This window comes from Aeromicrobium sp. EU05-FHT14F07 (genome assembly GCF_058790455.1).
Genome location: NZ_JBYTCR010000004.1, coordinates 89,052 through 102,881, shown reverse-complemented (window position 1 = coordinate 102,881; position 13,830 = coordinate 89,052). Strand labels below are relative to the sequence as shown.

At 69.8% G+C, this 13,830-nt stretch carries 20 protein-coding genes; 2 read left to right on the top strand and 18 right to left on the bottom strand.

The window, feature by feature from the left end; genetic code table 11:
- Positions 1-34: 34 nt before the first annotated feature.
- The 8 genes from AC3WRM_RS05690 to AC3WRM_RS05655 form a co-directional block, all read right to left on the bottom strand.
- A complete protein-coding gene (locus tag AC3WRM_RS05690) occupies positions 35-1,021 on the bottom strand; it encodes a cyclase family protein (protein ID WP_492248683.1) in 987 nt (328 codons plus the stop codon).
- Positions 1,014-1,319 (bottom strand): hypothetical protein, encoded by a 306-nt coding sequence (locus tag AC3WRM_RS05685; RefSeq protein ID WP_492248684.1) that lies wholly within the window; start codon positions 1,317-1,319, stop codon positions 1,014-1,016. Before AC3WRM_RS05685 ends, AC3WRM_RS05690 begins: the two co-directional genes overlap by 8 nt.
- Entirely contained in the window at positions 1,316-2,653 is a 1,338-nt protein-coding gene (locus AC3WRM_RS05680) for a TRAP transporter large permease subunit (protein ID WP_492248685.1), read from the bottom strand. The genes AC3WRM_RS05685 and AC3WRM_RS05680 overlap by 4 nt, the downstream gene beginning before the upstream one ends.
- Entirely contained in the window at positions 2,650-4,029 is a 1,380-nt protein-coding gene (locus tag AC3WRM_RS05675; protein ID WP_492248686.1) for an RraA family protein, read from the bottom strand. Before AC3WRM_RS05675 ends, AC3WRM_RS05680 begins: the two co-directional genes overlap by 4 nt.
- 555 nt (positions 4,030-4,584) lie before the next feature.
- Positions 4,585-4,896, bottom strand: coding sequence for a hypothetical protein (locus tag AC3WRM_RS05670; protein WP_492248687.1), 312 nt, complete (start codon positions 4,894-4,896; stop codon positions 4,585-4,587).
- Entirely contained in the window at positions 4,893-5,063 is a 171-nt protein-coding gene (locus tag AC3WRM_RS05665; RefSeq protein ID WP_492248688.1) for a hypothetical protein, read from the bottom strand. The genes AC3WRM_RS05670 and AC3WRM_RS05665 overlap by 4 nt, the downstream gene beginning before the upstream one ends.
- 141 nt (positions 5,064-5,204) lie before the next feature.
- On the bottom strand, positions 5,205-5,354 hold the full coding sequence (locus tag AC3WRM_RS05660) for a ribbon-helix-helix protein, CopG family (RefSeq protein WP_492248689.1): 150 nt from the start codon (positions 5,352-5,354) through the stop codon (positions 5,205-5,207).
- A gap of 140 nt (positions 5,355-5,494) precedes the next feature.
- On the bottom strand, positions 5,495-5,695 hold the full coding sequence (locus tag AC3WRM_RS05655) for a hypothetical protein (RefSeq protein WP_492248690.1): 201 nt from the start codon (positions 5,693-5,695) through the stop codon (positions 5,495-5,497).
- A gap of 126 nt (positions 5,696-5,821) precedes the next feature.
- Between AC3WRM_RS05655 and AC3WRM_RS05650 the strand changes: the two genes are divergently transcribed.
- Positions 5,822-6,046 carry a hypothetical protein gene (locus AC3WRM_RS05650; RefSeq protein WP_492248691.1) on the top strand — a complete coding sequence of 75 codons (225 nt, stop codon included), beginning with the start codon at positions 5,822-5,824 and terminating at the stop codon, positions 6,044-6,046.
- Positions 6,043-7,428, top strand: coding sequence for an O-antigen ligase family protein (locus AC3WRM_RS05645; protein ID WP_492248692.1), 1,386 nt, complete (start codon positions 6,043-6,045; stop codon positions 7,426-7,428). The genes AC3WRM_RS05650 and AC3WRM_RS05645 overlap by 4 nt, the downstream gene beginning before the upstream one ends.
- On the opposite strand, the gene AC3WRM_RS05640 is transcribed toward AC3WRM_RS05645, so the two are convergent.
- From AC3WRM_RS05640 to AC3WRM_RS05595, 10 genes are read right to left on the bottom strand one after another with little or no spacing between them, the layout of a single operon-like run.
- Complete coding sequence (locus tag AC3WRM_RS05640) at positions 7,333-8,403, bottom strand: SGNH/GDSL hydrolase family protein (RefSeq protein WP_492248693.1); 1,071 nt, start codon at positions 8,401-8,403, stop codon at positions 7,333-7,335. The genes AC3WRM_RS05645 and AC3WRM_RS05640 overlap by 96 nt on opposite strands.
- A gap of 3 nt (positions 8,404-8,406) precedes the next feature.
- Complete coding sequence (locus AC3WRM_RS05635; RefSeq protein ID WP_492248694.1) at positions 8,407-8,811, bottom strand: hypothetical protein; 405 nt, start codon at positions 8,809-8,811, stop codon at positions 8,407-8,409.
- Positions 8,812-8,826: 15 nt separating this feature from the next.
- Complete coding sequence (locus tag AC3WRM_RS05630; RefSeq protein WP_492248695.1) at positions 8,827-8,958, bottom strand: hypothetical protein; 132 nt, start codon at positions 8,956-8,958, stop codon at positions 8,827-8,829.
- Positions 8,959-8,960: 2 nt separating this feature from the next.
- Complete coding sequence (locus tag AC3WRM_RS05625) at positions 8,961-9,182, bottom strand: hypothetical protein (protein WP_492248696.1); 222 nt, start codon at positions 9,180-9,182, stop codon at positions 8,961-8,963.
- A 3-nt stretch (positions 9,183-9,185) separates the two neighbouring features.
- Entirely contained in the window at positions 9,186-9,869 is a 684-nt protein-coding gene (locus AC3WRM_RS05620; protein WP_492248697.1) for an SH3 domain-containing protein, read from the bottom strand.
- Positions 9,870-9,890: 21 nt separating this feature from the next.
- Positions 9,891-10,232 (bottom strand): hypothetical protein, encoded by a 342-nt coding sequence (locus tag AC3WRM_RS05615; protein WP_492248698.1) that lies wholly within the window; start codon positions 10,230-10,232, stop codon positions 9,891-9,893.
- A complete protein-coding gene (locus AC3WRM_RS05610; protein ID WP_492248699.1) occupies positions 10,229-10,645 on the bottom strand; it encodes a hypothetical protein in 417 nt (138 codons plus the stop codon). Before AC3WRM_RS05610 ends, AC3WRM_RS05615 begins: the two co-directional genes overlap by 4 nt.
- Positions 10,642-11,640 (bottom strand): tail fiber domain-containing protein, encoded by a 999-nt coding sequence (locus AC3WRM_RS05605; RefSeq protein ID WP_492248700.1) that lies wholly within the window; start codon positions 11,638-11,640, stop codon positions 10,642-10,644. Before AC3WRM_RS05605 ends, AC3WRM_RS05610 begins: the two co-directional genes overlap by 4 nt.
- Positions 11,637-12,764, bottom strand: a complete 1,128-nt coding sequence (locus tag AC3WRM_RS05600) for a hypothetical protein (protein ID WP_492270913.1) — start codon at positions 12,762-12,764, stop codon at positions 11,637-11,639. Before AC3WRM_RS05600 ends, AC3WRM_RS05605 begins: the two co-directional genes overlap by 4 nt.
- Positions 12,734-13,768 carry a hypothetical protein gene (locus AC3WRM_RS05595; protein ID WP_492248702.1) on the bottom strand — a complete coding sequence of 345 codons (1,035 nt, stop codon included), beginning with the start codon at positions 13,766-13,768 and terminating at the stop codon, positions 12,734-12,736. The genes AC3WRM_RS05600 and AC3WRM_RS05595 overlap by 31 nt, the downstream gene beginning before the upstream one ends.
- Between the last annotated feature and the right edge of the window lie 62 nt (positions 13,769-13,830).

The window sequence follows — 13,830 nt, the reverse complement described above, 5'->3', positions numbered from 1 at the left end:
ATCGGCGCAGCCCCGCTCGCTCAGACCCCTGTCCTCAGCGCAGGGCCGTCGCGTTGGCCGGCGAGCCGACCCCGCCCTCGAGGTGCAGCGGCTTGACGACGACGAGGCAGTGCCAGCGCTGGTCCGCCGCGCACGCCGCGGCGAGGGCGTCGAGACGCCACAGCTCGCCCAGGGGCATCCCGAGGGAGGCGATGAGCTCCTGGTGCATCATCCCCGCGTCGTCGACGGCCGACGCGGCGAACTCGGTGTCGGGGACCACAGGAAGCCGCTCGACCGCGAACGTGTCCGTGGCGAACAGGGCGACCCGGTGGTCCCAGAGCCACCGGGGGAGGGCGCGGCGCTGCCCGAAGCCGGTGGCGCACCGACGGTCGCGGACCTCGATGCGTGCCTCCCGGTCCAGCGCGAGGTACCACGAGGCCCAGCCGGTGTGCACGAGCACGAGATCGCCCGGCCGGACGGCGACGTCCTGACGCCGGGCGGCGGCCTCCAGGTCGTCGACCTCGAGGACCTCGCCTCGTGCGTGGTCCAGCGGCGCCCCGAGGTCGGCCCGGGCGGCCGCGACGTCGAGCAGCACCCCGCGACCCACGACGGGCCGTTCGGCCCAGCGCTGCACCCCGAGGGTGGGACTGCCGACGGCGATCCGCGCGTCGGCGTGCCCGTCGTAGAACCCCCAGTCCTGGGCGCGCCGGTGCCGTAGGCCGTCGACCTGGGAGCTCGCCTGCAGGAAGAAGTCGAGGCTGTCGTCGCGGGACTGCGGGTGCCCGGCGACGATCGTGTGCCGGGGCGCCTGGCGGGCGCGGGCCATCGGCGGGTCGAAGGCGGCGAGGCCGTGGTCGAGGTTCACGACCTCGCCCGTCCGCACCAGCGCCGCCGCCGCGAGCACCTGCTCCGGTCCGGCGAGGTCGGCCATGCCGCGCTCGCTGGTCGGGTCGAACAGTCCCCAGGTGGAGCCTGGAGGGGCGTCACCGCGTCGCAGCAGGTCGTCGTACGACGCGGTGACGTCGAGGGGTCCGTCAGGCATCCTCGTCCCTCGCGCTGGCGGGTCGCAGGTACTCGAGCGCGAACGCGAACAGCCCGCACACGGTGGCGATCGTGAAGGTCGGCGGCCCGAGCCGCTCCCCGATCGCGGCCACCGCGGGACCGTCGCCGGTGACGAGCTCCACGGCCTGCGCCCCGACGAGCACGAACCCGCCGGCCAGGAACACCAGGAGCGTGACGACGAAGCCGAGCCGCAGGAAGGATCGCAGCCGGGCCGTCGCCGGTCTCTCGGACGGTGTCGTGGACGGATCGAGGGTCGTCGGGTGGTCGAGGGGGTTCATACGGGCAGCACTCCAGACGCGATGAGGACGCCGATGCCCAGGATGGGCAGGCAGAAGTAGGTGACGAGGGGGCGGAACATCTTGGCGGGGTCGACCTGGGCGAGTCCTGCGGCGACGTAGATCGGCGCGCCGGACGGGGGCGAGGCGCCCTCGGTCGAGGCGAAGATGAGGACGGCCGTCGCCGCCACGGCCGGCTCGACGCCGACGCCGATGAGCGCGGCCACGGCCACCGGACCGATCGCCGCCATGGTGGCCGACGCGGTGAGCGGGATGGCGATCGCGACCACGACGGCACCGACGATGAGCGCCATCACCGGACGGGGGGCGTCGACGGCCTCCAGCGCGGTGGTCAGCTGCGCCGGCAGTCCGAGCTCGCCGAGGACGTTCGCCGCCGCGAACGCGGCCACGATCGTCACGCCGATGACCCCGAACCGCGGAGCGGCCCCGGCGAGGAGCTCGAACCAGTCGCGGCCCGCGCGGGGCAGGTGTCGCCGGCCGAGGAACCCGACGATCGCGATCATCAGGACGGGGATCCAGACGATGAGGCTGAGCGCCTCACCCGTGTCGACGCCGACGTAGTCGCTGAGCCGCGCGGACGTCCAGCCCATCGTGAGCAGGACCGGCACGACCATCCCGATGAACAGGGTCAGCGAGGTCCACCCCCGGGAGAAGCTGCGCACGAACGGCAGTCGGTCGGCGGGGTCCATCGCGCGCAGGTCGTACTTGCGGACCATGTAGGCGTTCACCACGAGGCGCACACCGAGGCACCAGAGACCGCCGATCGCGAGCGGGATGACCAGCTCGTCCACGGTGAGCGTCCCGGTGGTCGCCAGGGCACCCGTGAGGATGAACATCGTCGAGCTGAACGGGAACGTGACGCCCATGCCGGCGCACCCGGCGACGACGCTGCCCGCGATCTCCGGCCGGACCTGGGCGCGCTTCATCCAGGGGATGGTGATCGAGCCGACCGCTGCCGTCACCGACGCGCCCACGTGGGCGACGGAGCCGAACGCTCCGGCGGCGACGGTGCTCGTGTAGACCGGTCCGCCGCGGACGCGGCCGAGCACCGAGTTCAGGATGTCGATCATCCGGTCCAGCACCGGCGTCTGGCCGAGGACGTAGCTCATGAAGACGAAGGCGAGGCCCGCGAACATGACCTGCTCCTGCGTGGCCTCCCAGAAGGCGTGGGTGAGGACGGTCCAGGCGTCGGCGCCGGCGAACGCCGTGACGACGAGCAGGCCGACCAGCATGGCCTCGCCGATGTTGCGGCCGAGGACGAAGTTCCACACGACGATGGCCGCCATGTAGACGAGCAGGGCGATGATCGCGCTCACGACACCTCCTCCTGGGCCCGACGGTACGCGTCGACGGCCGCCGTGATGCCTTCGCGACGCCGGGCCTCGTCCTCCTGCACGGCGCGGGCGGCGGGGAGGAGCGCGGGCGCCTCGTGCGGCCGGACGAAGGTGACGCCGTCGCCGTCGGCCACCACGAGGTCGCCCTCGAGGCACACGACCCCGCCCACCGACACGGGCTCCCCGTGGTGGAAGGGCCCGTTCTTGTAGGGGCCGGCGGCGTTGCGGGCACGGTGCCAGATGGGGAAGCCCATGTCCTGCAGGTCCTCCGCGTCGCGGATGGCGCCGTCGATGACCATGCCCGCGACCCCCTGGGCGATGAGGCGACCGGCGATGAGCTCGCCGACCAGGGCGCGGCTGGTGTCGGCCTGTCCGTCGACGACGATGACGTCGTGCGGGCGGGCCTCGTCGATGATGCGCTGGATCCCGACGTTGTCGCCACCGGCGACGGTCACGGTACGGGCGCGGCCGACCATGGTCGCGCCGCGCCACGGGGCGTGCAGGTCGCGGGTGATGCCGAGACGACCGCGGGCGTCGCCGATGTTGGCCACCGGCAGGTCCTCCCACGCACGGAGCACCTCGGCGTCGACGATCGTGTGGTTCTCGGCGAGCTGCTGGTGCAGAGCCGCGGTCGCGCGAGCCATGACGGGCACCAGGCCCGCGTCGGCGATCTGCCGGGTCGCGTCGCGCATCTCGTGTGCCCGCCGTGCGGCGTGCTTGTAGGTGCTGTCGTAGAGCCGGTCCATCGCGACAGCGCCGTCGGCGAGCTGCTCGGCGACCTGCTCGCGGGTCCAGTCCTCGAGCCCGGCCGCCCGGCCGGCCTCGAGCGTCTCGACGATGAGCGCCGCGACCCCCTTCATCCAGCTCGAGCGGACCAGCTTGCGGGTGGCGGCGTCGCCGGGCGCACCGCTGATGTCGTCGACGTCGGCACCGAGCGCGGCGAACAACGAGGCGGCGACGGCGCTGCCGGAGCCGCTCACGATCAGCGGGGTGCGGGCGCCGAAGGTCGGGACCGAGCCGATCACGGCGACGTCGGCGAGGAGGACGTCGTGCCCCTCGAGTGCGGCGCGGACGTCGTCCTTCAGGGCCGACGAGCCCGAGTTCATGTCGGCGAGGCAGGAGCCGGGACGCATCGCTGTGGCGGCCTCGGTGGCCACGGCCACGGCGGCCCGAGCCCCGGTGAGGCCGAGCACGACGTCGGCCTCGAGGACTGCGTCGGCGATCGAGGTCGCGCGGACGACGTGGTCGGGCGTGGGGACGTCGCCGGGGTCGTAGCCCGTGACGTCCCAGCCCTGCATCGTGCAGGCCGAGGCGTACAGCGCGCCGGCTTCACCGAGTCCAAGTACCGCTACGTGCATCACATTCTCATTCCGTGAGAGGTTGTATCGAAACGAGTGTGAGGGGCGGCACACTATTCGTCAAGCGCGGCGCGTGACGGGGGCCACGTCCCGCGGGCTGTGGAGGCCGGGGTGGGGCCCTCGCGGCACGGGGTCGGGCGCGACGCAGCACGACGGCGTCACGGCGCGATGGGCGAGGACGCGGCGGTGACGGGTGCAGGAGGGCGGGTCGCCGAGCGACCTGCCGGTGGTACCCCCTACGGGATTCGAACCCGATTCTTGGCCCTTGACAGGATGGGCCTGAGGGGGCGGATTGCTGCAATCACGGCGTTTCGGTGTTGCGTGATGTTGCTGTGTGAACCGGCACGGAGAGGGGTTCTGTGACCGCCGGTCATGGGCGCCAGGACAGCGGTCTCGGTCGGCGCGGCGGTTCGGGATCGACGTCTAGCGTCGCCTGGCGGGCTAGACTGTGGGTGCCGTTGGGGTTCGCCTCATCAGTGCACCGCGGACTGGTTCCTAGGACGTCTGGCCCGCACCCGCCGAACGCCCCGGTTTACCAGCGGGGCGTTCGTGCTTTCAGTCCACCTCCCGCACGTTCCGTTCGCTGACCCAGACGGTGTGCACCGTGACGCGCGGGTCGTCGACGTGGACGTACACGCAGCCGTTGGCTTGCCGGCGGACGATGCCGGGGAGGATGTTCCAGCCGTCGTTCTTGAAGTTGAGACGCACGTGGACGGGGTAGCGCCTGTCGATCGGCAGGTCGCGGATGCCGCAAGCGTGGGGACCGTTCTCGTCGCTCTTAGGCCACGCCTGGTTGAGCACGATCTGCCAGTGCTTCGAGGGCATGGCGTTGCCGACGTTGGTGTGGTGCGGGACGTCGACCATCATGGCTGGCGGACGGAGATGAGCCGCCAGCCGTCGGGGAGCTGCTGCTCGAGCTGGGTGTACGCGGTGTCGTAGTCGTCGGCCTCGGCGGTGAGTTCGTCGAGGGGCATGTCGGTGTCGGTGGTCGCGTCGGGTGCGGGGGTCTGCTGGATGGTGCCGTGGAGGATCACCCGGTCGAGCGTAGGCGGCAGGAACGACGAAACGCCCCCGCCCAGCCGGGGCGGCTGGACGGGGGCGGGTGGGAGCTGGGTGTGCAGTTACGTGGTCAATCCGCGTGTAGTCACGTGGCCGACGAAAGGTGCACGGCGAGGTCAGTCGCGCTCGACGTACCGCTCGAACGCGCGCCGGATGACGTCAGCGACCGTCTCGCCGTTCTCAGCAGCCTTCGCCTGGACCGCCTCGTACAGCCGCTCGGGCGCGCGGTAGGTGTACTGGACCTTCTTCGGCTGCTTCGGAGGCACGGGATCCATGCTCGCAGACGCAGCGGCCATCTCGCGGTGAGCCTCGAGGATCTCGGCTTCCAGCGCCGCGGTCACCGTCGGCCCTTGATCGGCGCGAGGAAGTCGCGACCCGTGGCGCCCGAGTGCCGTGGGCGAGACCGTCACGACGCCTCGCTCCCGTCGGCCCACACGAGCACGTCCATAGGCGTCCCATCGCAACGGGTCGCGCCGATGCGGAAGTCGGCGGTGATGCCGCCCATCTTCGTGATGCGCTCGACCTCCACAGGCGTTGAGCACAGCTCGCCCGCGCAAGTGTGGTCGGTGGTGATCTTGTCGCCAGGGGCGAAGGGAGCCGTGTTCATGCCCTCACAGTACGTGTACACATGTGACTAGTCAAGTGTGTAGTTATGTGGTCGAGTGCTGGGGTTGCGATAGCTGTTGAGCGCAAGAGGCGCGGTTCGGCGTCTGGCTTCCGTTACGATCGGCCAATGCTGGAGAGGGACGAGAACGGGCGCATCCCGATCGGCGGTCTGATCACCGTCGTGATGCTCGCTCTGTGCGCGGCGTGCGTCCTCCTGTGGGAGGTCGAGCCCTGGGGGCCGCTCGACTTCCTCTCACGGATCTTTGCCGGGGGCGCCCTCGTCGGGCTGGCCCTCTGGTCGTGGAGCACACTGGCGCACTGGTACCGCCACCGCGAGGACCCGATGCCGTGAGCCTCCTCATCGCTGCCGTGGGCGCGGCCGTCGGCGCTATCTGGTTCGCCATCGCCCTCCAGTGGTGGGGCGCCCGCCAGCGAGCAGCTCAAAGTCCACGCTCGCTCGACGTTGTTGTCTGGTTCGCCACCGTGACGTCGTGCGCCGGGGTCGCCATCGGTCGCCTCGGGCTGGTGAAGGTCCAGGCCGGGGGGCTGGTGCTTGGCGCGGCTATCCTCGCCGCGGTACTGCTGGCCGCCATCCTGTCGCAGGTCGGAGTGGCCAATCGCAGGTTCGCCATCTGGAACCCGCTCAGCGTTACCGTCGCTGCATTCGCGAGCGTGCAGGTGATCTCTCTGGTCATCAACGGCGGCCCGTACACGGTGCTCACTGCCGGCCAGATTTTTGGCCTGACCTTCCTGCCCGGCATCGTGATCCTGACTCTGCTCAGCGGCGCTGACCTAGCTCACGTCACCCGTCTGGCTGCGCGGGTGAGCAGCACCGTCATCGTGGCGAGCTTGGTGCTACTGCCGACCGTTCCAGTCCTCATCTACGGAGGGCGGACGACCGACTTCCGACGCCTCCCTCTGCCCGGGATCCCGGAGCGGTTCGCTGGCCTCACACCCCACCCGAACCTCATCGGTGCGACGGCCGTCATCTGCGTCCTGACCATCTTCGCCGTCAAGATGCGCTACCGATTCCTGATCGCCCCGGCCTGCCTGGTCACGCTGCTCCTAGCCGAGGCCCGCGTCGCGGCCGTCTCGCTCGTGCTCGCTGGCGCCGTCATGTGGATCGTCGCATCGCGAGTGTGGGTCCTGCGCGCCATCGCCGTCGGGATCGCAGGACTGGCCGCGCTGCCGTCCGTTCTCGGCTTCCTGGCCGACGAGCAGGGACTCACGAGCGACGTGGTCAGCGTCAACGGCCGCACCAGGATCTGGTCGATCGTCGGCGAATACTGGGACGACCGACCCCTGTTCGGATGGGGGCCACTGGCCTTCCAGCCAGAGGCCGGTACGCCGTTCTCGTCCGACCGCTCGACCTTCTTCCACGCCCATCAGCAGGTGCTCGAGGGCCTCGTCGAGGGCGGCATCCTCGGCTTCATCCTGATCATCCTGCTGCTCGTGCTCATCGTCGCTACGGGCGTCAAGCATCGGAAGACCGTCGTCCTGCCGCTGGCGATCTACACGGCCGTGCAGTGCGTGACCGAGGTGTTCCTCTCGCTGCACCTCTACGGCCTGAACTACACGATCGTCCCGGCGTTCCTGGTTCTGGCAGTCATCGCCTCCTCGACTCGGAAGCTCAAGGACTCAGACGAGGACCGGGTTGGCCTGCATGAACGGCTGGACGACACCCCAGATCGCGGCGTGGCCCGCGTCGTTCGGGTGGACTCGGGACCCCGCTGAGTCCGTGCTGGCGTAGTTGCTCGAGACCGTCCGGTCGAACGCGCCGCCGAGGTTGCAGTACCTCACCTTCGCGTCGGTGGCCTCGGAGACGGCCTCGCTCGCTGCCGTGCGCAGGGCCGCGGCGTTCATCTCGGACGTGTTGTTCTCCAGCGGCGTCACCCCGAACACGTGCATAGTCGCGTCGGGGTAGCGCTTCTTCTTCCACGTGATCGCTGCGGCGACGTTTGCCTTGTAGGTCGCCGTTGACACCGACTGGCCGGCGTCGTTGGCCCCCATCGCGTAGACGATGTGGTCGACCTGGGAGTGGTCGTAGTCGCCGTGCGCTCGTCGACGCTCGGCGTTCGTGGAGGTGGTGCCGGACATCGACTGGTTGAGCAGGCGCAGGTCCACGCCGAGGCTCTTGAGGTAGGCGAGGAGGCGCCAGTCCCACTGGTTCGTCTTCGCCGTCGGCCCCGTGCCGGGGCCGGTGATCGAGTCGCCCACGACGAGCACGGTCTTGGCGGCCTCGTAGTTGAGGTCGTCGGTGATGCTCACGCCCGTCAGATTGATACGGATCTGCGCGTTCGTGTAGTCGGTGTCTCCGAGCAGCGCACGGATGACGCCGTTGCCGAGAGCGCCGGAGGAGGCGTACTGCGAGGGTCGGTACAGCTTCCTCATCGGGATGGTGACTGGACCTCCAGGTCCGACCACGACGTCGATCGCGTCGGAGGTCCCCGAGCCCAGCGCTTCGCCGTTGGTCTTGATCTGCACGACGAGGTTCCGGTTCGACGTCACCACGGCCGTCTCGCACCAGAACGCCCGCGTGAGGCCGGGCAGCATGAACTGGCTTCCCCACGTGGCGTTGACCGCCGCGGTGCCCGTGAAGGCTGCGGAGGTGGCGTAGGGCAGTCCCTCCCGGATGACGCGCTCCTCGAAGGGCAGGAGTCGGCGGACGTCGGCGGCCTTCGCGAGGGCGGCGAGGATGGAGTCAGGCATGGGTCAGGCCTTTCCGGTGAGGATGTCGAGGGCGACGCCGTTGCTGTCGGTCTTGAACCAGACGTACTCGGTGCCAACGGGGTACTGGGTCGGAGCAGCGGGGCCGACATGGGTACGTATCTGGGCAGAAAGTGGACCCGCGATGGCGTCCACCAGCTGCTGCGCGCCGATGTCCCCCTGCAGGTTCGCGACCTTGTTCACGCCGCCAGGAGGACCTACCGGCAGCGAGCCGAGATCGGTCTCGGTACCGTCCGTGTGGATCGACCACAGGTGACCCGCCCGGACGTCGAGGCTGGCGATCGTGCTGTTGACGGCTTGCAGCAGGGTCAGCAGAGCGGCGGTGTTCTTACCGCCCCACTGGTCCAGCCCAGGGATGATCTCAGGCAGGTCGAGTTCGATGGGTGGCATCAGCGGATCTCCTGGTCAGTCCGAGCCGTCGGTCCACGGCAGCGGCGGGGTGAGGTGGGGGTAGCGGCGAGCCATGTACTGCTCAGGGGTCTCGCCGCGACGCTGCGGCCGGAACTGCTGCCACAAGCCGCGCAGGACGAGACGCATCGTCAGTCCTGCGCGGTGGAGCGGTTGGAGATCCGCTCGACCCCGAGCGCGGTCAGCAGGCAGGTGACCAGTGCGACGCGCACGTCGGCCGCCGTTGGCACGCCGCCGGTCAGCAGGGTGGGTGCGAGCAGCACGAGGCCCGGCATGACGAACGCGACGATGGCCTTGCGGCGTGCGTTCAGCCAGCGGGCCGCGGCAGCCAGGGCGATGACGATCGAGTGCATGGCTCAGGCCTTCCTCGAGTAGCGGGAATCCGCGCTGACGCGGTTGCCGCGGGTGGTGACGAACCAGTCCGGGCGCTTCTTGTCGCGGCCGACGACGCGGAACTTCGCGCCCTTGGGCAGCACCTTGACGACAGGTCCCTTCGTGCCGCGCGAGGTGCGTACCGGGAGCCCCCTCTCTGCGGTGACCACACGCAGGCCGGGCAGGCTCGGGAGGAGCTTCCAGCGCATCCAGCGCACGCCTGCGGCCCAGGAGCGGTGCGACAGCGGACGATAGTCGGGGTCGGGGGCGCGGTTCGCCAGTCCGTTGAGGCCAGCGTCGACCGCGCGCTCCTGGTCCACCGCGGCGGCGGCACGATGCTTGCAGCCGCGCAGGGTGAGGTGCGCGTGCTCGATGCCGCTGGCGTTGTCCCAGTTCTTGGGGCGGTGCCAGGACGGGTCGGCTCCCGCGATGCGGGCCAGCTTGATCAGCAGAGCGTAGGCCGCGCGGAGCGTTCGGCCCCCGGTGCTCACGATGATCAGGTCGATCGCGCCGCCGCCGGCGTGGGTGCCGCCGCTGGGGCCGTAGTGTCCGGTGAGCTGCGTGGTCCGGGCCGTGATGCCGTAGCGGGTCAGGAGCTTCTCGAAGGTGGGCAGCCACGTGCGCACGCAGGGGCAGGTGGGCATGCCGTAGAGGGTGGTGGTGGCCATGGGGTCTCCTGAGCTGGATGGTCAGATCTCGGGGGCGCCGCCGGCCAGCAGGCCGGGCGGAAACGGAGGCGGTGGTGGCGGCTTGCCGTCGGCGATGTGCTGACGCAGGACGGCGATGTAGTCGTCCCGGACGCGCTCGCGGCGGTAGGAGGCGTCCATGCGGTTCTCGAGGCGCTCGATCTTGGCGTCCTGGGAGGCGGCGTGCTCCTGGTACTGGTCGATCAGCTGGTTCTCTTTGTCGCCCGAGCTCGCGGTCTTGCGCTCCTCGGCGCGGATCTCCATGTGCTTGACGATCACGGAGCCGATCCCGCCTGCACCCATGAGCCCGACGACGATGCTGCCCGCTGCGAGCCAGAGGTTCACCGGATCTCTCCGCCCTGCTCGGCGATGTAGAGCGCCCGGTACACCTGCCCGTGTACGCCGGCCATGAAGTAGCAACCCAGCGCGTAGGAGATGGCCGTGGCGTGCGGCTGCGTCACCGCTCCGATGGCCCAGACGAGCATGGCGAAGCCGGCGAACATGCAGCCGTAGATCTCGAGCTTCGGAGCGACACGACTCCGCCGTTGGCCGGCGAGCACGACGCCCGCGAGCGACGTCAGCGCACCGACAGCCAGGCCGGCGACCCAGAGGTCGGCTGCGCCCCCGGTGATTCCGAGCTGCTCGAGCGATTCAGGGACGGGGCCGAACAGCAGGAAGAGGGAGCAGCCGAGCAGCCATGCGTCGCGCGCGCCGCGGTTGAGCCGGGTCAGTCGCAGGAACCTTCTGTGGTTGGTCACGAGCGCGCCTCCAGAGCCTCGAGTCGGAGAGCGAGCGCCTCGTTGGCGTCGCGCAGTGCTGCGATCTCCTGCGCCTGCTGGTCGACGTGCTGCTCGAGCTCGGCGACGCGGCGCTCGTGGTCCTGCAGCACGACCTGCTGGCCGACGGCGAGGATCTCCTTGCGGATGCCGTCCGGGCGCCCCTGCTCGTCGTAGATGACGAACTCGGTCGTGCCCGCGTCGTGCACCTCTTCGGCGATCAGGCCGGTGTTCCAGGGAGCGTCCTCACCTTGGTTGATGTCCTGCCAGCGCCGCGGCCGCCACTTCAGCACGTCGGCCGGGTGGAGGTCAGCGTCGCGGATGTTGGTTTTGTAGCGACGCGAGGAGGAGTCCAGGGCCATGGTCCACTTGCCGCCGACCTGGTTGTAGCGCAGCAGGTAGCCGCCCGACGTCGTCGGCAGGCCGTAGATCCCCAGCTCGCCGCCGGTGGTGTTCAGGATGATCGAGGCCGCACGCGTCGACGCCAGCCCGTCGACCTCCTGGAGCCAGTCGCCGTCGGTATACAGCCAGGCCATGCCGGTCTGCTCGTCAGTGCGCCCACGCATGGTGAACGACGTGTCGAGCAGCGCCCCGGCCAGGTGCGGCGGGAACAGGCGCATCACGTTCCGGCCAGCACCCTGATCGACCATGATCTGGCCGGCCACGGCGGTGTCACCTTCCTCGCCGCCGACGTCCCAGAAGTACACGCGACCCTTGTAGATGGTGACCCGGCCGTCGGTGCTCGGGTCGTAGTACGAGGCCGCGCCGGAACGCATCTGCGTGATCATCTGGCCGGCCTCGTCCAGCATCGTCAGAGCACCGGAGTCCTTGAGCGTCAGCCCGCCCTTGCCGACCGCCGCGTTCTCCAACGTGCCCATCGACGAGCGGATCTGCGCAACCTGCTGCTGCAGGTCGATCACGAGCCGCTGGATCGTCTCCCACGGGTTCTTCGGATTCATCGACGGCAGGGTCGTCACGCGTCCTCCTCGGGATCCCACATGACCGGCGTCGCCTCGGTGATGACGTGGTCGACCACCGTCGCCCGCCAGCCGATGACCCGGGCTGTCCCATACCAGGACGCCGGATCGTCCTCCGTCGCATCGAGCGACATCTGCACCCGGTCACCGACGTCGAAACCGGACACGATCCGCGGCGCCCGCCCATCGGTCTGCGACAGCGACAGCTCCCACGACCCGGTCCCGTTGCGGTACCGCGCCGCAGCCGCAACAGCGATCCGGTCCAGGCCCGCCTCGTCGTCGATCGAAGGAGCCGGCACCCGCAGCTGCCAGGGCGGCACGCCGGCATCGATCGCGGCCTGGTCAATGACCGGCTTCGACATGGGCCGCGAGTCCCCGACGCCGTCACCGGTAGCCGTCACCCGGATCCCGAGCTTCGACCACGATCGGTTCCGGACACGCTGCGTGAGGTGCCGGTTGCGGAACGCGGTCTCGGTCATGTCGCGGCCGACCCGTGGACCGATCTCGATCGACTTGATGAACCGCCTGTGGGTCTGATCGGCCCATCGCACCCGCGTCACCCACTCCACGCCCTGCTCTTGCGACGCGAGGTCCGACAGCGCAGAAGCGACCGTGCGGTCCTCGTAGTACGAGTACGTGTGGTCGCCGCCCTTGCCGGTCTGAGTGACTGACAGTTCGAAACCACATCCGGTGATGACCTCGGCAAGCAGCCATGCGGCCACGTCGGCCTCGTCGTCGGTCTCGGTGAACGTCCGCTCGGTCTCGTCGCCGTAGTAGGTGCCCTCGACGCAGTAGAACCGCTCCGGGACAGCCTCAAGAGAGACCAGGGTCAGAGCAGTGGTCGGGTCGCCGATGTTCGAACCGGCCTCGACCACGAACCCGCCGAGCGGCGTGTCATCGTCGACCGGGACGATCAACGACCGGACCGGGTCGATGAACTGATCCCAGCCCGGCGGCACGGACGGGTCGTTGATGTCGAGCTCGACGCTGATCGAGGACCGTGCGCCGACCGTGCGCTGCAGGCTGGACGTGCGGAACGGGACACGCTCGACGAAGTCGCCGGTCACGAAATCGGCGACGTACCAAGTCAGCATCAGAGCGAACCGACCCGTCGCACTTCCCACCGGTTCGTTTCGGTGCTGGAGGCGATCGTCTGCGTCGAGCCCGACACCTGACGCAGCATCATCTGCAGGCTGTCGCCCGCGCTGAGCGGGATGTGGCCGGTGAAGTTGATGTGCCCGACGCCGCCGGAGTGCTTGTCCGAGCGGTCGTAGTCGAACGTCGTCTCGCCGTTCAGGGCGACGCCGATCGTCCAGATGATGTTCGAGGCCAGCCGCGGGACGATGAACCGGACGTCCACGTAGTAGAGGCCGTCCTGGGTCACGGTCAGCGTCCCGCCCGACAGGGTGATGCCGGATGCGTTGCCGCCGTCGCCATTGCGCGGGTTGAGCGCCGACGTGATCTTGAGGTTCGTAGCCGTGGCGATGCTGATGTCAGCGCTGCTGTCGCTCGACGGGCCACGGCTCAGCAGGCGACGCGCGTTCGGCACGCCGCCGGGCAAGAAGATGCTCCCGTTGTAGACCTCGAGCTGCTTGCTGGTCGTGTTGTAGAGCGCGAACCCCGCGTACAGTGCGCCAGCCGCCGCGAGCGCGTCACGACGGGCCGTCGACATCGGCACGACGCCGCCAGCAGCAGCCGTGCGGTCAGTCGTCGGCGCGACCGTGATCGCCGTGCCCGACGCAGGGACCGTGAGCGTCGCGAGACGCAGGTACACCGCGCCGTCCGGGATCGCCGGATCGGACGGGCTGCTGCCAGGCAGTCCAGCCCACCGTTCGATGGCGACGTCCCTCCGACCGCTCGGCAGATCCGAGTCGTACAGACGCGCCACGACCCAGTCGATCCGCGACTGCCCCGACCCGGGACGCGAGATCTCACCCGCGACCGTCACCGACTGCGGAATCTCGAACGTCCACACGCCAGCATCGGAGCCCGCATCGACGATCACGCCACCGCCCGCAGTCACCGAAACCTGCTCCGGAGTGCCCGCGACCGACACGACCAGCCCGGCCCCGTTGACCCGCTTGCCCGAAAGCCCCGAGAACGGACCACTGCCACCGGGGGCGACCATGACCGAGTCCAGGCGCCGCTCCTGCGCCCCGTCGTACTGGACGCCGTTCCACCGACGTGCGT